The 21,087-nt window shown below is 68.3% G+C and carries 19 protein-coding genes; 9 read left to right on the top strand and 10 right to left on the bottom strand.

Annotated elements, in window-relative coordinates; translation table 11 throughout:
• Positions 1-43 precede the first annotated feature (43 nt).
• The gene (locus tag C7443_RS15160; protein WP_110019463.1) at positions 44-967 is read right to left on the bottom strand and encodes a catechol 2,3-dioxygenase; all 924 of its coding nucleotides are present in this window, start codon (positions 965-967) and stop codon (positions 44-46) included.
• A gap of 17 nt (positions 968-984) precedes the next feature.
• On the bottom strand, positions 985-1,347 hold the full coding sequence (locus tag C7443_RS15165) for a 2Fe-2S iron-sulfur cluster-binding protein (protein WP_110019464.1): 363 nt from the start codon (positions 1,345-1,347) through the stop codon (positions 985-987).
• 200 nt (positions 1,348-1,547) lie between these two features.
• Between C7443_RS15165 and C7443_RS15170 the strand changes: the two genes are divergently transcribed.
• Positions 1,548-2,285, top strand: a complete 738-nt coding sequence (locus C7443_RS15170) for a GntR family transcriptional regulator (protein WP_110019465.1) — start codon at positions 1,548-1,550, stop codon at positions 2,283-2,285.
• Between the two features lie 7 nt (positions 2,286-2,292).
• Here the strand turns inward: C7443_RS15170 and C7443_RS15175 are convergent, their stop codons facing one another.
• From C7443_RS15175 to C7443_RS15200, 6 genes are all read right to left on the bottom strand, one after another.
• Positions 2,293-3,354: an NADH:ubiquinone reductase (Na(+)-transporting) subunit F gene (locus C7443_RS15175; protein WP_110019466.1), complete on the bottom strand. Its 1,062-nt coding sequence runs from the start codon at positions 3,352-3,354 to the stop codon at positions 2,293-2,295.
• Between the two features lie 76 nt (positions 3,355-3,430).
• Positions 3,431-3,793: a phenol hydroxylase subunit P4 gene (locus C7443_RS15180; RefSeq protein ID WP_110019467.1), complete on the bottom strand. Its 363-nt coding sequence runs from the start codon at positions 3,791-3,793 to the stop codon at positions 3,431-3,433.
• Positions 3,794-3,875: 82 nt separating this feature from the next.
• Positions 3,876-5,399 carry an aromatic/alkene/methane monooxygenase hydroxylase/oxygenase subunit alpha gene (locus C7443_RS15185; protein ID WP_110019468.1) on the bottom strand — a complete coding sequence of 508 codons (1,524 nt, stop codon included), beginning with the start codon at positions 5,397-5,399 and terminating at the stop codon, positions 3,876-3,878.
• Positions 5,400-5,453: 54 nt separating this feature from the next.
• Positions 5,454-5,729, bottom strand: coding sequence for an MmoB/DmpM family protein (locus tag C7443_RS15190; RefSeq protein WP_110019469.1), 276 nt, complete (start codon positions 5,727-5,729; stop codon positions 5,454-5,456).
• A complete protein-coding gene (locus C7443_RS15195) occupies positions 5,726-6,745 on the bottom strand; it encodes a ferritin family protein (protein ID WP_110019510.1) in 1,020 nt (339 codons plus the stop codon). Before C7443_RS15195 ends, C7443_RS15190 begins: the two co-directional genes overlap by 4 nt.
• A gap of 40 nt (positions 6,746-6,785) precedes the next feature.
• Positions 6,786-7,022: a phenol hydroxylase subunit gene (locus C7443_RS15200; protein WP_110019511.1), complete on the bottom strand. Its 237-nt coding sequence runs from the start codon at positions 7,020-7,022 to the stop codon at positions 6,786-6,788.
• 533 nt (positions 7,023-7,555) lie between these two features.
• On the opposite strand from C7443_RS15200, the gene C7443_RS15205 reads away from it, so the two are divergent.
• Positions 7,556-9,292, top strand: a complete 1,737-nt coding sequence (locus C7443_RS15205; RefSeq protein ID WP_110019470.1) for a sigma-54-dependent Fis family transcriptional regulator — start codon at positions 7,556-7,558, stop codon at positions 9,290-9,292.
• A gap of 229 nt (positions 9,293-9,521) precedes the next feature.
• On the opposite strand, the gene C7443_RS15210 is transcribed toward C7443_RS15205, so the two are convergent.
• A complete protein-coding gene (locus C7443_RS15210; protein ID WP_110019471.1) occupies positions 9,522-10,250 on the bottom strand; it encodes a YopT-type cysteine protease domain-containing protein in 729 nt (242 codons plus the stop codon).
• Positions 10,251-10,512: 262 nt separating this feature from the next.
• Here C7443_RS15210 and kdpF point away from each other — a divergent pair, with 262 nt between their 5' ends.
• The 6 genes from kdpF to C7443_RS15240 all read left to right on the top strand — a co-directional run bounded on the left by kdpF (position 10,513) and on the right by C7443_RS15240 (position 18,566).
• On the top strand, positions 10,513-10,602 hold the full coding sequence (gene kdpF / locus C7443_RS15215) for a K(+)-transporting ATPase subunit F (RefSeq protein WP_110019472.1): 90 nt from the start codon (positions 10,513-10,515) through the stop codon (positions 10,600-10,602).
• Between the two features lie 10 nt (positions 10,603-10,612).
• Positions 10,613-12,328, top strand: a complete 1,716-nt coding sequence (gene kdpA, locus C7443_RS15220; protein ID WP_110019473.1) for a potassium-transporting ATPase subunit KdpA — start codon at positions 10,613-10,615, stop codon at positions 12,326-12,328.
• A 73-nt stretch (positions 12,329-12,401) separates the two neighbouring features.
• Complete coding sequence (gene kdpB / locus C7443_RS15225; protein ID WP_110019474.1) at positions 12,402-14,483, top strand: potassium-transporting ATPase subunit KdpB; 2,082 nt, start codon at positions 12,402-12,404, stop codon at positions 14,481-14,483.
• Between the two features lie 30 nt (positions 14,484-14,513).
• Positions 14,514-15,101, top strand: coding sequence for a potassium-transporting ATPase subunit KdpC (gene kdpC, locus C7443_RS15230; protein WP_110019475.1), 588 nt, complete (start codon positions 14,514-14,516; stop codon positions 15,099-15,101).
• Positions 15,102-15,147: 46 nt separating this feature from the next.
• Positions 15,148-17,856, top strand: coding sequence for a sensor histidine kinase (locus C7443_RS15235; protein ID WP_110019476.1), 2,709 nt, complete (start codon positions 15,148-15,150; stop codon positions 17,854-17,856).
• Positions 17,853-18,566, top strand: coding sequence for a response regulator (locus C7443_RS15240; protein ID WP_110019477.1), 714 nt, complete (start codon positions 17,853-17,855; stop codon positions 18,564-18,566). The genes C7443_RS15235 and C7443_RS15240 overlap by 4 nt, the downstream gene beginning before the upstream one ends.
• 5 nt (positions 18,567-18,571) lie before the next feature.
• Here C7443_RS15240 and C7443_RS15245 read toward each other — a convergent pair whose 3' ends face one another.
• Entirely contained in the window at positions 18,572-19,669 is a 1,098-nt protein-coding gene (locus C7443_RS15245) for an NADH:flavin oxidoreductase/NADH oxidase (RefSeq protein WP_110019478.1), read from the bottom strand.
• A 216-nt stretch (positions 19,670-19,885) separates the two neighbouring features.
• On the opposite strand from C7443_RS15245, the gene C7443_RS15250 reads away from it, so the two are divergent.
• Complete coding sequence (locus C7443_RS15250) at positions 19,886-20,959, top strand: molybdopterin-dependent oxidoreductase (protein WP_110019479.1); 1,074 nt, start codon at positions 19,886-19,888, stop codon at positions 20,957-20,959.
• The last annotated feature ends 128 nt before the right edge of the window (positions 20,960-21,087 follow it).

The raw sequence follows: 21,087 nt of genomic DNA on the forward strand, positions 1-21,087 counted from the left end.
GACCGGCGGGGCGCGCGACGGCGTCCCGTCCCCTGCGCGCGGCTCAGGTCACCACCGTGAGGAAGCGTTCGTTGAGCGCCTGGTCGTGGTAGAAGATCGCGCCGCCGAGGGAATCCGCGGTCCAGCGGATCGGCTCGTAGTCCGGGTAGTAGGTGTAATCGCCGGAAAACACCTCGTTGCGATTACCCGACGGGTCGAAGAAGTAAATGGTGCGGCCGCGGGTGATGCCGTGGCGGGTCGGGCCGATGTCGAGCGGAATTTTGAAGCGGCCGATGATGTCGGCGGCGCGCAGCACGTCCTCCCAGGTGCCGAGCATGAAGGAGGCGTGGTGGAAGCGGTTCTTCTCCGGGTGGCGGATGATCGCCAGGTCGTGCGCCTTCATGCCGCAGGTGAGGAAGCAGCCGATGCGCAGCTCCCCGTCCATGACGTTTTCGGAGATGTGGAAGCCGAGCACCTCGGTGAACAGCTTCACCGTGCCGTCGAGGTCGTCGCCGTAGAGCAGGCAGTGGTCGAAGCGCTGCACCTGCATGCCCTTGAGACATTCCTCGTGCCACGGATCGGGGTTCTGCAGTCCCATCGCGGTGCCGAGGTAATCCTTCTGCGCATACAGCTCGAAGCTGTGGCCGGTCGGTGAATCGAAGCGCACGCGCTCGCCGCAGTGCTTGAGCTCGCCGGCGGGAATGCGCTCGACCTTGCAGCCGAATTCCCGCAGGCGCCCGGCCAGCCGGTCCAGCGTCGCCGGGCTGTCGACCTTGAAGCCCATGTAATCCATGCCGGGGGCATCGGCCTCGCGCAGCACGACGGAGAACCAGTCGCGCTCGTCCCAGCCTTTGAGGTAGACGCGACCCTGTTCGTCGCGGTCGCTTTCGATCAGCCCGAGGCGATCGACGTAGTGAGTCAGAGCCGCCGGCAGATCGAGTACGCGGATGCTTACGTGGCCGGGGCGCAATACGCCAGTCAGGGACATGGGTGTTCTCCTTGCTCTCAACGTTGGTGGGTAGCGGCCTCTGCGGGCCGTAAAGTCGGGACATTGCTCTGCATTGCGCTGCTGCCGAAAACCCGCTGCATGTGACCGAGCACGCGCAGTTGCACGGCGCTGCGCGGGCAGGCACGGCAGGCGAGGACGATGCCTTTCGCCTGTTCCTCGTGGGTGATGTGGGCACGGCTCATGCGGCCGGTTTCCACCTCGCCGCTCAACAGCTCGACCTTGCACACGCCGCAGCCGCCGCTGCGGCAGCCGAGCGGGATACCGCGGCGGCCGAGCTGGTGCATGGCACCGAGCAGGGTCTGTGCTGCGCTACAGGCGTAGCGCTCGCCGCTGTCGAGGATCTCGATCTCGAAGCTCATTGCTCTCTCCTCCTGCCTCCGGCCCCGCGCTCTGGCGTCGCGGGTGTCCGTTTTCTGTGGTTCAGAATACGCCAGTTTTAGCGATTTAAAACATTTTTATCGATATTTTTTTAGTTTATCCATAAACCGTCGATTACCCCTAAAATGTCGCCTCAACGCGTCCGTTCGAGACGCCCGCCGCACTGTCAGGACACCCCGCCATGAACGCCGCCACGCCCACCGAGCCGAATGACGCCGGCAGCGCCACGCTGACCGACATCGCCTACAGCCGCCTGAGCGACGACATCCTCAGCGGCCGCCTGCTGCCCGACACCAAGCTCGCCATCGAGCACCTGCGCCGCGACTACGGCATCGGCGCCAGCCCGCTGCGCGAGGCGCTGAGCCGGCTCGCCGCCGACGGCCTGGTCACCGTCATCGGCCAGCGCGGCTTTCGCGTCGCGCCAGCCACCGTCGCCGACCTGCGCGACATCACCCGGCTGCGCATCCTTCTGGAGACCGAGGCGCTGCGCGAAAGCCTGTGCAGCGGTGACGAGGACTGGGAGGCCGCCGTGGTCGCCGCCTGGTACCGGCTGTCCAAGATCGAGCCCGAGCGCGGCCAGCGCTTCCCGGAATGGGAGCAGCGCAACCACGAGTTCCACGAGGCGCTGGTCGCCGCCTGCCGCTCGCCGCGGCTGCTGCAGCTGCGCGCCGCGCTCTACGACCAGCACCGCCGCTACCGCAGCATCGCCGTGCACTACCGCTCGGCCGATCGCGACGTCAGCGGCGAACACGAGGCGATCTACCGCGCCTGCCTGGAACGGCGCATCGACGACGCCTGCGAACTGAGCCGTGTGCACATCCAGCACACCGCCGATCTGGTCGCCGAGGTGCTCGCCGCCAACAGCGCGCTACCGCAGCCGGCGCGCGGCCGCGGCCGGCCGCGCAAGGTGGCCGGCTGAGCCGCGCTCACAGCGCGCGAAACAGCGGGCTGCGGCGGTTGGCCTGCGCCGCGTCGGCCGCCGACAGGAACTTCTCCATGTAGATGTCGCGCTCGAACAGCCGGCCCTGCATCAGCGTGCTCAGGCAGGCGTCGATCATCGGCGGCGGGCCGCACAGATAGGCCTTGTGGCCGCGGAAATCGCTGTTGAAGTACGCCTTCGCCACCTCGTGCACGAAGCCGGTGACGCCCTCCCAGTCATCGCCGGGCAGCGGATCGGACAGCGCCGGCACGTAGGCGAACTGCGGGTACTGCGCCGCCAGCGCGCGCAGCCGCGCGTCGTCGTAGAGCTCGGCACGGTGACGGGCGCCGTAGATCAGCGTGATCGGCCGCGTGTCACCGCGCTCCAGCAGATCGACGATCATCGACAGCGGGCTGGCCAGGCCGGTACCGCCGGCGAGGAACAGGTGCGAGCCGGGCGCCGAGCGGCGCACGAAAAAGCGCCCGTACGGCCCGCTCAGACGCAGCGTGTCGCCGACGGCGAGGCGCTCGTGGATGTAGCCGGTGGCCTCGCCGCCGGGCACGCGACGCACCTGCAGCTCGACGCGGCGCGACTGCGACGGCGGGTTGGCCAGTGAAAAAGCGCGCGGGCGCTCGATCTGCGGCAGCCACAGGTTGATGTACTGGCCGGCCTGAAAGCTCAGATCGGCGTCGAGTTCGAGCACCACGCGCCGGGCGGTCGGCGTCAGCGTTTCCAGCTCGACCACGGTGGCGTTGAAGTCGCGCACCGGATGCACTTCGGCGTCAGGATCCTCGTCGATGTCGGCCTCGATGGTCACGTCGCTGCTGAGCGTGGCGCAGCAGGCCAGGCATTTGCCCTCGTCGCGCTCGAAGTCGAGCAGCGCGAACGGCGAGGCATCGTTGTGTTCGATCTCGCCGTCGCTGACCTGCACCTTGCAGGTCGCGCACAGGCCGTGGCAGCAGGCGTGCGGCAGCCAGATGCCGGCGCGCAGCGCGGCATCGAGGATGGTCTGGTCCTCGGCGACCTCGATGGTCTGGCCGAGCGGTTCGATGGTCAGCAGATGGCTCATCGTGAACGTCTCCCCGGTGGATGGCCGGCGCAGGCCCGGGCTCGGGCCTGCGGGTGGGCGTGATCGCGGCAGCGCCTCAGCTGGCACTGCCGCCAAGGCCGTCGAGGCCCGGCGTGCGCAGGCGCAGCAGCGACTTGTGGCCGATGCCCTGCTCGGCCAGCGTGCGCGCCGGATCGGGCGTGAACGGCTGGCCGTCGAGCAGCCATTCGACGCGGTTCCAGTCGATGCGCGCGAAGTCCGGGTGCTGGGCGTAGGCCGCCGGCAGCACCTGTTCGGTCAGCACCGAGAACGGCGTATCCGGCGGCAGCGGCACGCAGACCGGGGCGCAGAACATCAGGTGCCGGTCCCAGCCGAGGTAGAGCAGATGGTTGCCGTGGAAATGCTCGGCGGTATCTTTCGGCTCGCCGCGGTAGGCGAGCACGGTGGCGGATGCGGACATGAGTCTCTCCCTGCGGCCGCGCGGGCCGCATGCGAGTGCGGGACGTTGGGGACGGGCCGGGCGCATGGCCCGGCGCGGCGGTTCAGCCGGCGGCGGCTTCGCCCTTCCAGCGCTGCCAGTTCTGGCGGTCCGGCGAGCTCAGGTAGTCGAGGTTGTCGCGGCCGGCTTCGAGCCGGTACCAGCGCAGCACCTCGGGCACGCTGCCGCCGCCGCAATGGCCCTGATAGATCTGGTGCACCGGCAGCCAGGACTGCACGTACTTCTCCGGCTCGGCATCGAAGATGTCTTTGCAGCCGTCGGAGCAGAAGTGGTAGTGCTCGCCGTGGTAGTGGCTTTCGCGGTAGCAGGTGGTGGTCGGATCGTCGGGTTCGGTGAACACCATCGGGATCTGGCAGACCTGGCAGAGCATCGGCAGCGTCGGGTTGTAGAAGCGGCGGCCGGCGCGCTCCTCGGCGATCCAGTGCTCATAGCGCGGGCGGTAGCGGGCATCGAAGCTCGCCGGGTATTTCTCCGCCAGCCAGGCCATTTCGCTTTCGTCCGGCATCCAGGTGTGGAAGGCCGCGGCGTGGCCGTAGTTGTAGAAGGTCGCCCAGGCCTCGTGCGACAGGCGGTCCTTCTCCTTGACCGAGACTTCCCAGTGCCTGGGCATGCGGATGCCGTAGCGCGCCAGGTCGGCGAACAGCGCGCCGCCGTTCTGCTCGAAGTACATCTCCCAGGCTTCCTGCCAGGACATCACCCGCTTGGGCAGCATGTAATCCATCATCATCGCCACCAGCGTCAGCAGCCGGTAGCCGCGCCAGAACCACTTGTCGATCCAGCGCTGCACGATCGGCAGATTGTCCGGGTGCTGTTCGAGCATGAACTTGATGACTTCGAGGCCGAGCGTCATGTGCCGCGCCTCGTCGCTCTGCGCCGAGAAGCCGAAAGTCACCGTCGCCATGTCACCGTTGTAGGCGGCGCCGGACATGAACGGCATGAACAGCAGGTTGGTCAGCACGTACTCGAAGGAAAACGAGATCGCGGTGATGAACTCGAACGGCCCGGCACTCATCGCGTCATCGAAGAACGACTTCGGCACCGACAGGTACCAGACCCGGTCGTGCATGTGCCGCCATTCCTCGAAGCCGCTGAAGTACTTGTTGTAATGGCTGATGGTGTGGATCTGCGTCTGCACGTGGCGCAGCTCGTCGATCGACTGCATCTGGCAGGCGACCTGCGCGCCGGCGCCGGGAAACGCCCGCCCGACCATCGCAAAGCCGCGGTGCGCGGCGTATTCGAGCGGCGTGACGCCGGTCAGGAACAGCTTGAGCGCGTTGACGTAGCGGGCGTCGGTGACGTTGAGCTGGGCGTTGTTCTGGGCAAAGGCGTCGATGATCGCGTAGAGCTTGCGCTCCTTCTCCGCCTGGTACTTCCAGTAGGCGTCCATGGTCAGGCGGAACGGGTCCTCCCAGCGGTCCCAGTCCTCGATCTTGATGCCCTCAAGCCCGGCCTGCGGATAGATTTTGTCCTTCGGCTGGTAGCTCGGCTCCCAGGCCAGGTCGCGGGTCATGCGCGCGTACTTCTCGCGCAGCCCGAGCTTTTTCGGGGCGCTCGTCGGCGTGCTCATCGGTGTTCTCCTCACAAACTCGGGTGGTGACGGCGTGCGGCTTCGGCGCGGCGTCTAGTTGTGGCGTTCGAGGATGAAAGCCTCGTCGGTCTCGTCGACGTTGCCGGAAATCGACACCAGGCTGAGGTGGATCTCCTGCGGGTCCCAGGCACGGCCGATCAGCGCCTCGACGCTGGCGCGACGCACCTCGATACGGCCGTCGGCATCGATCTTCACCATCGCCGGGAAGTGAGTGACGGTGGCGTGCGGGTTATCGGCCTCGATCGCCTCGATGATCGGGCGCGCGTCCTCGTTGTTCTGCAGGGCGATGTAGACGCGGTTGTTGCTCATGCCGCCACCTCCGGCGCCCAGCTCAGGCCGCATTTCTTCTGCGCCCGCGCCTGCAGTGCGGCCTCTAGCTCATCGAGCACGGCCTCGGCGCCATCGCCGAACACCTCACTGGCGAGCGGCAGCAGTGCCGCGCGCACCCGCTCGCTCCACTGCCGGCACCAGCCGGCGACGCGCTCGCGGTTGGCGGCAGACGCGGCGGCGACGACCTTCAGCTGCTGGTCGATCCAGCGCGTGTGCTCGGCGTACCACTCGTCCATGAAACCGCTGAGCAGCGCCAGCGTGGTGCCGGCCTCGCGCGAGAACTCGGCTTCGATGCGTTCGTAGACCAGCGGATAGAGCAGACCGTCGAGCACGAAGTCCTGCGCCAGCAGCAGCTCGAACCAGTCCTCGACCACCAGCAGGTCCTCGCACAGGCGGCGCAGGGGCTGCAGGTGCGCAGCGTGCAGCCAGTCCGCCTTGGCGGCATCGAGCAGCGCGCTGCCGTTGCTGTCGAGCAGCAGGCCGATGCGTGTCAGGTACTGGGCGATGCCGAGGCGGTCCATCGCGCAGAACGAGGCCGCCTGCGTCAGCGCCGCGCCGTAGCCGTAGGCGGCGACCGCGGTGTTGTTGAGGTTCGCGGCATATTCGACGTGGCGCAGCGGCAGCACCAAGGCGGCGACGCGGCGCTTCCAGCCTTCGTCGAGCAGCTCCGGCAGGCCGCGCTGTTCGACGAAGGCGAAATTGCGCTCCATCACCTCCTGCTGGCGCGCCCGCGTCTGCGTCCAGGCACCGTAGTAGTACTGGCGCGGATCGGTGCAGGCGTACCAGTCGTCCATGACGATCGCCGTGCGCGAGGCGTCGTAGAGCTCGTGCCCGGCGTCCCAGTACGGCCGGTAGTGGAAATTGACCTCCGGCTGCAGGTCGAAGGTGGCTTCCTGGTAGCGCGAGGCCGGTTTGCCGCTGCCGATACGGCGGGCGACGTGGCCGAAGGTCTGGCGCAACGGCGTCACCGCCGTCGTGCGGATGTCGATCTGCATGCTGCTCTCCTCGGGTGGATCGATCGTGATCGTTGGGCGCTCAGCGACGCGGCTCGCCATGGCGCCATTGCCGCTTGTCATCGCTGATGCGCTGCGCGGCGGCGTCATCGAGCCGCTGCACCGCGTGCTCGGCGCAGAAGGCCTCGAACGCCGCCCGCGGCAGGATCAGCTCGACGTAGAGCTCGGGATCGCCGATCGCGAAGTCGAACTCGACGAAGCCGTTGGCGTGCTCCTCGCGCACACGGACGTAGCAGGTGGGAAGCGGCGTGCTGGCCAAGGGGGCGTCTCCGCGATCGTGGATGAAAACCGGCGGCAGGCCGCCGGTGCCGGTGAACGTCGCGGCTGGTACCACCCCGCCGTCGCCGTCCGCGCTCTCCGTGCGAAGTCGCTATCAGCAGAGACCGTGCCATAATTATAATTAATTGATTTAAATGGTTTTGCTGCAGATGCAGTGAAGCTTTTGAGCAAGCACCGACTTGATCAAATCAGCAGCTCGCAACGGTGCGTTTGAGCATTTGCTCAAGCTGCGGCGCAACATCCGAGCGGGGCGCCAGCGTCGCGTGCAGAGGGTTTTCCCGGATTGGCGCAGCAGCGCTGCAAAGTGCAGCATCGCCCGCGCACGAGGCTTGGTCGCCCGGCGCAAGGTGGCTAGACTGCGCGGCACCACCCCGCCACCGTCCGTCACCCCGTGCCCGACGGACCAGGGCCACGACTGCCGCCCCGGCAGCGCAGGCCCGGCCGAAAACGACAGACATGAACCCGCCGGGAGACGCCAGCGCGTCCTACGGTCGGGCCGGAGGGGAGCACCTGATGACCACCGAACGAACCGTGTCGCTGCACGGCGCACAGCTCGGCGAGCTGGGCGAACACCTGCAGCTCACGTTTGAACAGGGCCATATTTCACTCGACGCGCAGCGCATGATCCTGCTGCACACCACGGCGATGGGCGCGCTGCGCAAGGAGCTGATCGATTCCCTCGGCAGCGACCGCGCCCGCGGCCTGCTCACGCGCATGGGCTACGCCTCGGGCGTGCGCGATGCCGAAATGGCGCGGCGCATGCTGCCGCAGGCGAGCGGCGATGAACTGATGCTGGTCGGTCCGCAGTTGCACGCGCTCGAAGGCATCGTCAACGTCCAGCCGGTGCGCGTCGACATCGACATCGCCCGCGGCCGCTATTACGGCGAATTCATCTGGACCGACGCCTATGAATCCGAGGTGCATCAGGAGGCGTTCGGCATGGCCACCGAGCCGGTGTGCTGGATGCAGCTCGGCTACGCCAGCGGCTACACCACGCACGTGTTCGGCCGCCCGGTGCTGTATCGCGAAGTCGAGTGCTGCGCACGCGGCGATGCGCAGTGCCGCATCATCGGCAGGCCGCACGCCGGCTGGAGCGCCGAGGAGATCCGCGACGACCTGCGCTACTTCCGTCCGGAATCCTTCGCCGAGCAGATGATCCAGCTGCAGACTCAGGTCGAGCTGCTGCGCTCCTCGCTCGGCGACCGCGTCACGCTCGGCGACATGGTCGGCCAGTCGACGCCGTTTCGCAGCGCCTGCGAGCTGATCCGCAAGGCGGCGGCCAGTCCGGTCACCGTGCTGCTGCTCGGCGAAACCGGCGTCGGCAAGGAAATGTTCGCACGCGGCCTGCACAGCGTCAGCAGCCGTGCCGAGGCGCCGTTCGTCGCCCTCAACTGTGCGGCGATCCCCGAGGAACTGATCGAATCCGAGCTGTTCGGCGTCGAAAAAGGCGCCTTCACCGGCGCGCAGACCTCGCGCCCCGGCCGCTTCGAACGCGCCCACGGCGGCACGCTGTTCCTCGACGAAGTCGGCGAACTGTCGGCCTCGGCGCAGGCCAAGCTGCTGCGCGTGCTGCAGGAAGGCGAACTCGAACGCGTCGGCGATTCACGCACGCGCCGCGTCGACGTGCGCGTGGTCGCCGCCACCAACGTCGACCTGCAGGAAGCCGCCCGCGCCGGACGCTTCCGCAACGACCTCTATTACCGCCTGAGCGTGTTCCCGGTGCGCATCCCACCGCTGCGCGAGCGCCGCGAGGACATTCCGCTGCTGGTCGAGCGCTTCCTGCAGAAGCACTCGGTGCGCCACGGCAAGAACGCCGTCGGCGTCAGCGACGCCGCATTGCGCGCGCTGTGCAAATACGCCTGGCCGGGCAACATCCGCGAGCTGGAAAACATCATCGAGCGCGGCGTCATCCTCACACCGAGCCACGGCCGCATCGACCTGCCCGATCTGTTCCCGCAGGTCGGCATCGGCACCTGCGCCGGCGGCCTCGCCGCCTACGCCCCGGCGCCCGACGACGCCGAACCGCAGGCGCTGCCACCGCTGCCGGCAGTCACCGCCGACGCAGCGGTCGACAAAGACGTGCTGGTCGATGACGTGCTCGCCAGCGGCACCTCTCTCGATGCCCTCGAAGCCCGCCTGCTCAACGCCGCCGTCGAACGCAGCGACGGCAACCTCACCCAGGCCGCCCGCCTGCTCGGCATCACCCGACCACAACTGGCGTACCGGCTGAAGAAACTGGGCGGAGACTGAGTCCGGCTGGCCAGCGGCGTCCCCGCAGCATCGCCGGCGGTTCTTCAACGTCAGGCGATGCTCGATACCTCCATGCCCATTCGTCGGCCCCGGCGTCACGGCCGAGGCCGGCGAACACGCTTCATTCAAGTGGCAATATTCGGCCCATCAGGTTTAATCGAATCATTCGCAAACAATGCACTGCTTTGCGCTTCATGTTTTTCATGTCGTCTTGCACTGCGGATAAAAACTAACCAAACACATGGACGAAAAACTGCTCAGTGCCGTATTCCTTGCGCATGAAAACATTCATGAAATTCCGGCATTCCTCATACGTGCTGAAGGTTACCTGACCATTGTTTGGATCAAAGAACTTGGCCTTGCCACCACTTTCCTGACTGCGGAAACAAACGGCCACGGCATGGGCGCCAACGTTGATGAACCAAAACCCCTGCCCGTCCGGGAATTGCGCCGTCGAAGCCTTTTCTTCCGGAATCGAAAACCGGGTCTGCCCCTTGTGCTGCATCATGGCACCGCCGATTTTCGACATCGCGCCACACACTGAGGCGACCTCCATATCGTTCGCTTCCTGAATCGACCGTGCCTTGTGCGGTCGCCGGGTGTTGTATTGAACCCAGCCGATCCAGGTAAATCGCCGGCGATGCAGATCGAGATCTTCCGATGCCAGCGGGCCTGACGCCGTTGGATTGTCCATGCGGGCAAACAGGAAAGATTCAAAGAACTTCCTGACCTGCAGGTCCCTGCTCATATCAGGGTCAACGAAATCGCTGTCAGTATCAGGCTGTTTCCCGACCGCCTTGCTGTAATTCTTGACCAAGTACGCAACCGACAGGGCACGACAGACACCATTGACGACTTCCGGCGGCGAGCCAAAGCGTTTTATATAGAAAGACTGCTTAAAGTCTTTCGCGCTGCCGCCGCAGCTTTCCGCCATTTTCTTGAAGTCTTCGAATTTCATCCGCACCCCGGTCTTAAAGCTCTACAGCCACTTATTTCACACAACGCCGGCCGTCGTTTCTCGAAATCGTAATTCGCCTGTTCGACAGACAGGTCGCGCGCCGAGATCCATCGAAACAATCAAACTGTTTTTCATTATTCGCCATCAGGATATCGCACCAATCCCCCGAGCCTATCGACCTGCGGCTTAAGCCCGCTTTAACAGCATCTTTACGCCATGCCACTGAACACTGCATGCGGTTTCCACCCTTGCAGGAGGTTTCATGGCCACGCTTCACTTGGTTGCCGGTTTTACCGCGGTGGCGCTCGCGCTGTATCTGTGCGCGGCCTTGCTGTGGCCGGAACAGTTTTGAGAACTGCGCGATGAGCATCAATGGCTTTGCGCAGATCGCGCTGTTCTTTCTGATCCTGCCACTGCTGGCGGCGCCGCTGGCCGCGTGGATGCAGCGGCTCTATGCCGGCGATGCCGGCTGGCTCGGTTGGCTGCTCGGTCCGCTCGAACGCGGCATCTACCACGTGCTCGGCCCGCTCGCCGACGGTGAACAGGACTGGCGGCAGTATGCAGTGAGCGTGCTGGCGTTCTCGCTGTTTGGCGTTGCGGCGGTGTTCGCGCTGCAGCTGATGCAAGCCTGGCTGCCGCTCAATCCGCAGGGCATGAGCGCGGTGGCAAGCGATCTGGCGCTGAATACCGCGGTGAGCTTCGTCACCAATACCAACTGGCAGAACTATGCGGGCGAGTCGACGCTGAGCCCGCTGGTGCAGATGCTCGGCCTCGGTGTACAGAACTTCCTCTCGGCAGCGACCGGGCTGGCAGTGATGCTGGCGCTGATCCGCGGTTTCAGCCGCGAGCGCAGCACCGGGCTCGGCAATTTCTGGGTCGATCTGACGCGCTCGACGCTGTACCTGCTGCTGCCGCTGGCACTGCTGCTGGCACTGCTGCTGGTGGCGCAGGGCGTGGTGCAGACCTTCGCCGCCTACCCGACGACCAGCGATGGCCAGTCGATCGCGCTCGGTCCGGTAGCCTCGCAGCTGGCGATCAAGCACCTCGGTACCAACGGCGGCGGTTTTTTCAACGCCAATGCCGCACATCCCTTTGAAAACCCGACGCCGCTGACAGATTTCCTGCTGGTGCTGGCGCAGACGCTGATCCCGGCGGCCGCGGCGCTGCTGTTCGGCCGCCTGGTCGGCGACCGCCGTCAGGGGCGGATGCTGCTGGCGGCGATGCTGCTGGTACTGGCTGCCGCCGCCGTGGCCACCTACTGCGCCGAAGCCGCCGGCAACCCGCGCATCACCACGCTGGCCGGCGTCGACAGCCAGCCCCGCGAGGCAATGCCGGGCGGCAACCTCGAAGGCAAGGAGCTGCGCTTCGGCATCGCCCGTTCGGCGCTGTTCGCCACCGCCACGACCGCCACCTCCACCGGCGCCGTCGACAGCCAGCACGATGCCTACACCCCGCTCGGCGGCCTGGTACCGATGGTGCTGATGCAGTTCTCGGAAACCATTCTCGGCGGTGTCGGTTCCGGGCTCTACGGCATGCTGGTGTTCGTCGTGCTGGCGGTGTTCGTCGCCGGGCTGATGGTCGGTCGCACCCCCGAGTACCTCGGCAAGAAGATCGAGCCCTTCGAGATGAAAATGACGGCGATCGTCGTGCTGCTGATGCCGGCACTGGTGCTGCTGCCGACGGCGCTCGCGGCAGTGCTGCCGACAGCGCTGACGGCGCTCGGCAATCCCGCCGCGCACGGCTTCAGCGAGCTGCTTTACGCCTTCACCTCGATGGCCAACAACAACGGCAGCGCCTTCGGCGGTCTGAGCGGCAATACACCGTTTTACAACCTGCTCGGTGCCGCGGTGATGCTGCTCGGCCGCTTCGGCACGCTGTTGCCGGTGCTGGCGCTCGCCGGCCACCTCGCCGCCAAACCACGGCTGGCCCTCGGTGCCGGCACGCTGCCAACGCACACGCCGCTATTCGCCGGCTTCCTGATCGGTGTGGTGATCGTCGTCGGCGCGCTGACCTTCTTCCCGGCGCTGGCACTGGGGCCGCTGGTCGAGCAGCTGCAACTGTGGCAGGCCACGCCATGATCGCCGCCCACCCGATCCGCCAGGCACCGTCCGCCGTCGCGAGCGACTCGCGCACTCTGGAGGCCGTTCCAGCATGACCCGCATCCGCCATACCCTGTACGAACCACGCCTGCTGCGCGAGGCGACGCTGGCCGCCGTGCGCAAGCTCACGCCACGCCAGCAGTGGCGCAACCCGGTGATGTTCACCGTCTGGATCGGCAGCCTCGGCACCACTGTGCTGTGGCTGACCGCCGTGACCGGCGTTGCTGATGCACCCGCCGACTTCACCCTCGCGGTCTGCCTGTGGCTGTGGTTCACGGTGCTGTTCGCCAACTTCGCCGAGGCGCTGGCCGAAGGTCGCGGCAAGGCCCAGGCCGACAGTCTGCGCCGCAGCCGCACGCAGGTGCAGGCCTTGCGCCTGCAGGCTCCGCAGCGCGAGGCGGGCAGCGAACGTGTCGCTTCGAGCGCGCTGCGTGCCGGCGATCACGTGCTGGTCGAGGCCGGCGAACTGATCCCCGGCGACGGTGAAGTGGTGGCCGGCATCGCCTCGGTCAACGAGGCCGCGATCACCGGCGAGAGCGCACCGGTGATCCGCGAGGCCGGCGGTGATCGCAGCGCCGTCACCGGCGGCACCACGGTGCTGTCGGACTGGCTGATCGTGCGCATCACCAGCAACCCCGGCGAGAGCTTTCTCGATCGCATGATCGCGCTGGTCGAGGGCGCGCAGCGCCAGCGCACGCCCAACGAGATCGCGCTGGCGATCCTGCTGGCGGCGCTGACGCTGGTGTTCCTGCTGGTGACGGCGACGCTGCTGCCGTTTTCGCAGTACGCGGCAACGGCCAGCGGCGGCGCAGCGGTGTCGCTGACGGTACTGATCGCGCTGTTCGTCTGCCTGGCGCCAACCACCATCGGCGGCCTGCTCTCGGCGATCGGCATCGCCGGCATGGATCGCATGATCCAGGCCAACGTCATCGCCACCTCCGGACGGGCGATCGAGGCCGCCGGCGACGTCGACGTGCTGCTGCTCGATAAGACCGGCACCATCACCCTCGGCAACCGCCAGGCCACCGAGTTCGTACCGGCGCCCGGGGTGGCGGTCGAGCGCCTCGCCGATGCCGCGCAGCTGGCCTCGCTGGCCGACGAAACCCCCGAGGGACGCAGCATCGTGGTGCTGGCCAAGGAGCGCCACGGCCTGCGCGGGCGCGCGCTCGGCGCGCTGGAAGCGCACTTCGTGCCGTTCAGTGCACAGACACGCATGAGCGGTGTCGACCTGGCGCAGCGTGAAATCCGCAAGGGCGCGGTCGAGGCCATCGCCGCCTGGCTGCAGCAGCACGGCCGCGAGCTGCCGGCGGCGGTACGCGAAGCCGCCGAAACGGTCGCCCGTCAGGGTGCCACGCCGCTGATCGTCGCCGAACGGCCGCTGCCCGGTGGCCGCGCCGAAGTGCTCGGTCTGGTGCGGCTCAAGGACATCGTCAAGGGCGGCATCCGCGAGCGTTTCGCGCAGTTGCGGGCGATGGGCATCGGTACGGTGATGATCACCGGCGACAACGCGCTGACCGCCGCGGCGATCGCCGCCGAGGCCGGCGTCGACGACTTCCTCGCCGAGGCCCGCCCCGAGGACAAGCTGGCGCTGATCCGCCGCCTGCAGGGCGAAGGCCGGCTGGTGGCGATGACCGGCGACGGTACCAACGATGCGCCGGCGCTGGCGCAGGCCGACGTCGCCGTGGCGATGAACAGCGGCACGCAGGCGGCCAAAGAAGCCGGCAACATGGTCGACCTCGACTCCAACCCGACCAAGCTGATCGAGATCGTCGCCATCGGCAAACAGCTGCTGATGACCCGCGGCGCGCTGACCACCTTCAGCCTCGCCAACGACATCGCCAAGTACTTCGCCATCATCCCCGCCGCCTTTGCCGGTACCTACCCGGCGCTCGGCGCGCTCAATCTGATGCACCTGGCCACGCCGCAGAGTGCGCTGCTGTCGGCGGTGATCTTCAATGCGCTGGTCATCGTCGCGCTGATTCCGCTGGCGCTGCGCGGCGTCGCCTGGCGGCCGGCGAGCGCCTCGCAGCTGCTGCGCAAGCACCTGCTGCTCTACGGCCTCGGCGGCGTCCTCGTGCCCTTTGTCGGCATCAAGCTGATTGACCTGCTGCTGGTCGGTCTCGGCGTGGCCTGAAGGCCGCCACATCCTGGGGAGTTTTCCGCCATGCGTTTCTATCTCGCCACGCTGCGCCCGGCCCTGCTCGCACTGCTGCTGCTCAGCGCCATCACCGGCCTCGCCTACCCGCTCGCCGTTACCGGGCTGGCGCAGTGGCTGTTTCCCTGGCAGGCCAACGGCAGCCGCCTGTACACCGCCGACGGCCGCCTGTTCGGCTCGGCGCTGATCGGCCAGTCCTTCACGCGTCCGCAACAGTTCTGGGGCCGGCCATCGGCGACGCAGCCGGCGGCATATAACGCCGCTGCCTCCGCCGGCGCCAACCTCGGACCACTGCACCCGCAGCTGAGCGAGCTGGTGCAGGCGCGCATCGCCGCACTGCGCGCTGCCGACCCGGACAATCCGGCGCCGATCCCGCTCGACCTGCTCACCAGCTCGGCGAGCGGCCTCGATCCGCACATCTCACCGGCCGCCGCACAGTGGCAAGCGGTGCGCGTCGCCCGCGCCCGCGGCCTGCCGCTGGCACAAGTGCAGGCGCTGATCGCCGCCTGCCGCGAGCCGCGCCAGTTCGGCGTGCTCGGCGAAGCGCGGGTGAACGTGGTCCGGCTGAATCAGGCGCTCGACAGGTTGCAACCGTGAGCCGCCGGTGCGACCCCGAACACGCGACGACGCCAGGCAGGCCGCGATGAACGCCGACCATCGTCCCGATCCCGACACCCTGCTGGCACTGGCACAGCAGGAAGAACGCCAGCGCCAGAGCGGGCGGCTGAAGGTCTTCCTCGGTGCCGCGCCGGGTGTCGGCAAGACCTTCGCGATGCTCGAAGCCGCGCGCCAGGCACAGCGCAGCGGCGTCGACGTGGTCGCCGGCGTGGTCGAGACCCACCGCCGCGCCGAAACCGAGGCGCTGCTCGACGGCATCGAGCAGCTGGCGCCGCAGAGCATCGCCTACCGCGGCGTCGAACTGCGCGAGTTCGATCTCGACGCCGCGCTGGCCCGCCATCCGGCGCTGCTGCTGGTCGACGAGCTGGCGCACAGCAACGCCCCGGGCTCGCGTCATGCCAAGCGCTGGCAGGACGTACAGGAGCTGCTGGCGCGCGGCATCGACGTCTACACCACGCTCAACGTGCAGCATCTGGAGAGTCTCAACGACGTCGTCGCCGGCATCACCGGCGTGGTGGTGCGCGAAACCGTGCCCGACGCCGTACTCGAACAGGCCGACGCCGTCGAGCTGGTCGACCTGCCACCGCCGGAGCTGATCGCGCGGCTGCGGGCCGGCAAGGTCTACCTGCCGGCGCAGGCCGAACGGGCACGCGAGCATTTCTTCCGCGAGGCCAACCTGGCGGCACTGCGCGAGCTGGCGCTGCGCTCGACGGCGGCGCAGGTCAACGCCCGTGTACTCACGCTCAAGGCTGGCACCGCGCCGGCCGCCACCTGGTCGACGCGCGAACGCGTGCTGGTGTGCGTCGGCGCCGACAGCAGCGGCGCGCGCATCGTGCGTGCCGGGCGGCGGCTGGCGGCGCAGCTGCATGCCGAGTGGACCGCGGTCTACGTCGACACGCCGCAGCACGGCGTGGCGGCGGCAACGCGCGAGGAGATCGTCGCCAGCCTGCGCCTTGCCGAACAGCTCGGCGCCGAAACCGTCACCCTCAGCGGCCGTTCGGTCGCCGAGGAGGTGCTGAGCTACGCGCGGGCGCGCAACGTCACCCGCATCATCGTCGGCCGGCCAGCCCGCAGCAGCTGGCGGCTACGCCTGCGCGGCGGTCTGGTCGATGCGTTGCTGCGCGGCAGCGGCGACATCGAGATCCACGCCGTGCCCAGCGACGCGCCGCCAGCACCGCCAGCACCGCCAACCACCACAGCCGCCACGCCGGCACGACCGTGGCCCTGGCGTGCCTACGGGCTCGCGGCCGTCGGCGTGCTGCTGGCCACCGCCGGCTGCTACCTGATGGCGCCGTACTTCGAACTGGCCAACCTGATCATGCTCTACCTGATCGGCGTGGTGCTGGTCAGCCGCCGCGGCGAGCGCGGGCCGGCGGTGCTGGCGGCAGTGCTATCGGTACTGGCTTTCGATTTCTTCTTCGTGCCGCCGCACCTGACCTTCGCGGTATCCGACACGCAGTACTTCGTCACTTTCGCGGTGATGCTGGTCGTCGGTCTGGTGATCAGCGAACTGACGGTGCGCGAGCGCACGCAGGGCGAACAGGCGCGGCTGCGCGAGCGGCGTACCGCCGCGCTGCACCAGCTCTCGAAGAGCCTGGCCAGCCTGCGCGGCGCGGCGGCGCTGCTCGATGCCGCGGTGCGCCACATCGCCGAGGTGTTCGAAGCGCAGGTGCTGGCGCTGCTGCCCGATGAGCAGGGCAAGCTGACCATCCGCGCCGGCATGCGTGCCGAGTTCACGATGAACGCCAAGGAGCAAAGCGTCGCGCAGTGGGTCTACGACCTCGGCCGCGCCGCCGGACTCGGCACCAGCACGCTGCCGTTCGTCGATGCCGTCTACGTGCCGCTGCTCGGCAAGCGCGGCGCGGTCGGCGCGCTGCGTGTGCGCCCGGCCGACGCCGCGCGCCTGGTCCTGCCCGAGCAGATGCGTCTGCTCGAAGCCTTCGCCAACCAGACCGCGCTGGCGCTGGAGGTCGATCGCCTTGGTGAAGAAGCGCGCGAGGCGCGGCTGGCCGCCGATACCGAGCGCCTGCGCAGCTCGCTGCTGGCATCGGTGTCACACGATCTGCGCACACCGCTGGCGGCGATCATCGGTTCGGCTTCGAGTCTGGTCGAATACGGCGAACAGCTCGACGACGGCGAGCGCCGCGAGCTGGCCGCCAACATCCAGAGCGAAGCCGAGCGCCTCAATCGCCTGGTCGGCAATCTGCTGCAGGCCACCCGCCTGGAGGCCGGCACGCTGACGCTGCACAAAGAGGCGCATGACCTGGAGACGGTGATCGGCAGTGCACTGGCGCGGCTGGCGACGGCGCTCGAAGGCCGGCCGCTGCACACCACGCTGCCGCCGAACCTGCCACTGGTGCCGCTCGATCCGCTGCTGATCGAGCAGGTGCTGGTCAACCTGCTGGAAAACGCCCTGCACTACACGCCGCCCGGCAGTCCGCTGGAAATCGGCGTCGAAGGCCACACCGACGCGGTGGTCATCACCGTCGCCGATCGCGGGCCGGGGCTGCCGGCGGCGGGCGAGCAGCTGTTCCAGCGGTTCTGGCGCGGCGGGCAGTCCGACCACCCGAGTGGCAGTGGCCTCGGACTGGCGATCTGCCGCGGCATCGTCGAGCTGCACGGCGGCCACATCGAGGCCAGTGCCCGCGTCGGCGGTGGCGCGGTGTTTCGCTTCACGCTGCCGCTGGCCCCCGACGCCGCCAGCGCGCCGCCGCCACAGGAGCCCGCACCATGATCGCCAGCGAATGCCCGGCCGTGCTGATCGTCGAGGACGAAGTCGCGATCCGCCGCTTTCTGCGCACCGCGCTGCGGCCGCAGGCGCTGCGGCTGTTCGAAGCCGCCAGCGGCAGCGAAGCGCTGCGCCTGGCCGCCGCCGAACAGCCCGACGTGATCCTGCTCGATCTCGGCCTGCCCGATCTCGATGGCCTGGAGGTGCTGGCGCGGCTGCGTGAATGGACGCAGACGCCGGTGATCATCCTCTCGGCCCGCGGCCAGGAGGCCGACAAGGTGCGCGGACTGGACGCCGGCGCCGACGACTACCTGGCCAAACCGTTCGGCGTGCCCGAGCTGCTGGCCCGCCTGCGCGTGGCGCTGCGCCACCGCAACCGCAGCGAACACAGCACGGTGCTGGTCGCCGGCAGCCTGCGCATCGACCTCGTCGCACGCAAAGTCAGCCGTGACGGCGTCGACATCGCGCTGACGCCGCGCCAGTACCGCGTGCTCGCCGTGCTCGCCCGTCATGCCGGGCGGGTGGTGACGCAGCAGCAGCTGATCCGCGAGGTCTGGGGCGAGCACAGCGACACCAGCGCCGATTCGGTGCGCATCGCCATGCACGAGCTGCGGCACCGCCTGGAACCCGACCCGGTACGCCCGCGCTGGCTGCGCACCGAGCCGGGTGTCGGCTATCGCCTGCTCGCCGAAGACGCCGCCGACCCGGATCGCTGAGGCGCTCAGCCGGCGGTGAACAGCCCTTTCACGCCGTGCGGCGGCGCGCGCCAGTACTGCGGCGGCACCTGCACGCTGGCGCCGAGCCTGGCGGCGGCGTGCCAGGGCCAGTGCGGCTCGTAAAGCATGGCGCGGGCCAGGGCGACGGCATCGGCCTGGCCGCTGGCGATGATCGACTCAGCGTGCTCGGGCTCGGTGATCAGGCCGACGGCGATCACCGGCACCTCAACCGCGGCTTTCACCGCCTGGGCGAAGGCCACCTGATAGCCCGCCTGCAGCGGGATCTGCTGGGCGTTCGACAGGCCGCCGCTGGAAACATGAATGGCCGCGCAACCGCGCGCGGCGAGCGCCTGGGCGAAGGCGATGGTGCCGTCGATGTCCCAGCCGCCGGGCACCCAGTCGCTGGCGGAGACACGCACCCACACCGGCCGCTCGGCCGGGAACTGCGCGCGGATCGCCTCGAACACTTCCAGCGGGAAGCGCAGGCGGTTTTCCAGGCTGCCGCCGTAGGCATCCTCGCGCCGGTTGCTCAGCGGCGAGAGGAACTGGTGCAGCAGGTAGCCGTGCGCGGCGTGCAGCTCGACGCCGTCGAGGCCGAGGCGCGCGGCGCGGGCCGCCGCCGCGGCGAAGGCCTCGCGGATGCGCGCCAGCCCGGCGTGATCGAGGGCCAGCGGCGGCACATCGCCGTCAGTATGGGCCAGCGCCGAAGGCGCGACGGTCTGCCAGCCACCGGCCTCCGGCGCCAGCTGGCCGCCGCCCAGCCACGGCAACTGCGTCGAGGCCTTGCGCCCGGCATGGGCGAGCTGCACGGCCAGCGGCATCGTCGAGTAACGGCGCACGCCGCTGAGCACGCGCGCCAGCGCCGCTTCGTTGTCGTCGCTCCACAGGCCGATGTCACTCGGCGAGATGCGCCCTTCCGGGCTGACCGCGGTGGCTTCGAGGATCAGCAGACCGGCGCCGGAAAAGGCCAGCTGGCCGAGGTGGATCAGGTGCCAGTCGCTGGCGTCGCCGTCTTCGGCGGAGTACTGGCACATCGGTGCGATGACGATGCGGTTGGGCAGCTGCAGGCCGCCGAGCGACAGCGGTTCGAACAGGTGGCTCATCGGGGAATCCTCCGGCAAACGGCCAGTTGTGCGTCGCGGCACACGGTACGTGCCGGCCGGCGCGGGCACCAAGGCGCGCGCCGTTTGGCTGCCAGACGGCAAAGCCACAGCTCGCCCGTCGATGAGTGCATCTCGATGTATTGACACGGATATATCGAAACCGCGACTGTCGCCCTGCCCCCCGCCTTTCCGTCTTTTCATCTGGAGACCGCCCCGATGCACCTTCCCGTCATCCCGCGCTCGCGTCTGCGCCCCGCCCTCGCCGCGCTGCTGCTCGGCACCAGCAGCCTGCTGCACGCAGCACCGACCACCAGCGAATTCAGCCTGTCCGGTGATGTGCTCAACCCCGGCACCTACCAGCTCGACGATCTGCTGGCGCTGCCGGCCGTCAGCGAGTCGGTCAGCTACGGCACCGGCCACGGCCCGGTCAGTGCCGAGTTCACCGGCGCCAGCCTGTGGTCGCTGCTGCAGGCCGCCGGCATCAAGGTCGATGCGGCGGTGAAAAACGATCTGATCAGCAAGTACGTGGTCGCCACCGGCAGCGACGGCTATCGCGCCGTCTACTCGATCGCCGAACTCTCACCGCAGTTCGGCGGCAGCGGCACACCGGCGCTGGTGGCCTACACGATGGACGGCGCCGCGCTCGGCAGCAGCGGCTTCGCCCGCACCACCGCACCGGGCGACGCGGCCGGCGGCCGTTACGTCTCCAACCTCGCCAGCCTGCAGGTGTTCGACGCCCCGGCGGCGGCGGTGAGCGGCGGCGGCGTGTCGAGCGCGTTCACGCTCGACGGCACGGTGAGCACGGCGCTGAGTTTCGACCTCGCGGCGCTGCAGAGCATGAGCACGGTGACCGAGGCGGTCAGCTACGTCACCAGCAAGGGCACGGTGTCGGCGACCTTCACCGGCGTGCCGCTGTGGTCGCTGCTGACGATGGCCGGCATCGTTAGCGACCCCGACGTGAAGAACGATCTGCTCGGCAAGGTGCTGATCGCCACCGGCAGTGACGGCTATCAGGCGGTGTTCTCGCTGGCCGAGCTCGACCCGGCCTTCGGCGGCAATGCCAGCCTGCCGATCATGGTCGCCTTCGAGATGGACGGCGCGCTGCTGACCGACGATGGCTTCGCCCGCCTGGTGGTGCCGGAGGACATCGCCGGCGGCCGCTATGTCTCCAACCTGGTCAGCCTGCAGCTGATCGACGCGCCACGCGCGGTGCCGGTGCCGGGCACGCTCGGTCTGGCCGTGCTCGGCCTGGGCCTGCTCGGTCGCCGGCGCGCACGCCGTCTGCACTGAGTTGATGCGGCGCAGCTGATCACGGCAGCCGCGCCCACGGCGGCGACATCGCTCGGGCTGCAGGCCGCGATGTCGCCTTTCTTTACGCAAGCTAACGAAAACCTCACATTTAAAAACGTTAATGAATG

The organism is Plasticicumulans acidivorans (assembly GCF_003182095.1).
Taxonomy (GTDB): domain Bacteria; phylum Pseudomonadota; class Gammaproteobacteria; order Competibacterales; family Competibacteraceae; genus Plasticicumulans; species Plasticicumulans acidivorans.

Bases quoted from the DNA above. Each gene is read 5' to 3' on its own strand.
- C7443_RS15160 (WP_110019463.1), bottom strand. From the start codon at position 967: ATGTCCCTGACTGGCGTATTGCGCCCCGGCCACGTAAGCATCCGCGTA.
- C7443_RS15165 (WP_110019464.1), bottom strand. From the start codon at position 1,347: ATGAGCTTCGAGATCGAGATCCTCGACAGCGGCGAGCGCTACGCCTGT.
- C7443_RS15170 (WP_110019465.1), top strand. From the start codon at position 1,548: ATGAACGCCGCCACGCCCACCGAGCCGAATGACGCCGGCAGCGCCACG.
- C7443_RS15175 (WP_110019466.1), bottom strand. From the start codon at position 3,354: ATGAGCCATCTGCTGACCATCGAACCGCTCGGCCAGACCATCGAGGTC.
- C7443_RS15180 (WP_110019467.1), bottom strand. From the start codon at position 3,793: ATGTCCGCATCCGCCACCGTGCTCGCCTACCGCGGCGAGCCGAAAGAT.
- C7443_RS15185 (WP_110019468.1), bottom strand. From the start codon at position 5,399: ATGAGCACGCCGACGAGCGCCCCGAAAAAGCTCGGGCTGCGCGAGAAG.
- C7443_RS15190 (WP_110019469.1), bottom strand. From the start codon at position 5,729: ATGAGCAACAACCGCGTCTACATCGCCCTGCAGAACAACGAGGACGCG.
- C7443_RS15195 (WP_110019510.1), bottom strand. From the start codon at position 6,745: ATGCAGATCGACATCCGCACGACGGCGGTGACGCCGTTGCGCCAGACC.
- C7443_RS15205 (WP_110019470.1), top strand. From the start codon at position 7,556: ATGACCACCGAACGAACCGTGTCGCTGCACGGCGCACAGCTCGGCGAG.
- C7443_RS15210 (WP_110019471.1), bottom strand. From the start codon at position 10,250: ATGAAATTCGAAGACTTCAAGAAAATGGCGGAAAGCTGCGGCGGCAGC.
- kdpF (WP_110019472.1), top strand. From the start codon at position 10,513: ATGGCCACGCTTCACTTGGTTGCCGGTTTTACCGCGGTGGCGCTCGCG.
- kdpA (WP_110019473.1), top strand. From the start codon at position 10,613: ATGAGCATCAATGGCTTTGCGCAGATCGCGCTGTTCTTTCTGATCCTG.
- kdpB (WP_110019474.1), top strand. From the start codon at position 12,402: ATGACCCGCATCCGCCATACCCTGTACGAACCACGCCTGCTGCGCGAG.
- kdpC (WP_110019475.1), top strand. From the start codon at position 14,514: ATGCGTTTCTATCTCGCCACGCTGCGCCCGGCCCTGCTCGCACTGCTG.
- C7443_RS15235 (WP_110019476.1), top strand. From the start codon at position 15,148: ATGAACGCCGACCATCGTCCCGATCCCGACACCCTGCTGGCACTGGCA.
- C7443_RS15240 (WP_110019477.1), top strand. From the start codon at position 17,853: ATGATCGCCAGCGAATGCCCGGCCGTGCTGATCGTCGAGGACGAAGTC.
- C7443_RS15245 (WP_110019478.1), bottom strand. From the start codon at position 19,669: ATGAGCCACCTGTTCGAACCGCTGTCGCTCGGCGGCCTGCAGCTGCCC.
- C7443_RS15250 (WP_110019479.1), top strand. From the start codon at position 19,886: ATGCACCTTCCCGTCATCCCGCGCTCGCGTCTGCGCCCCGCCCTCGCC.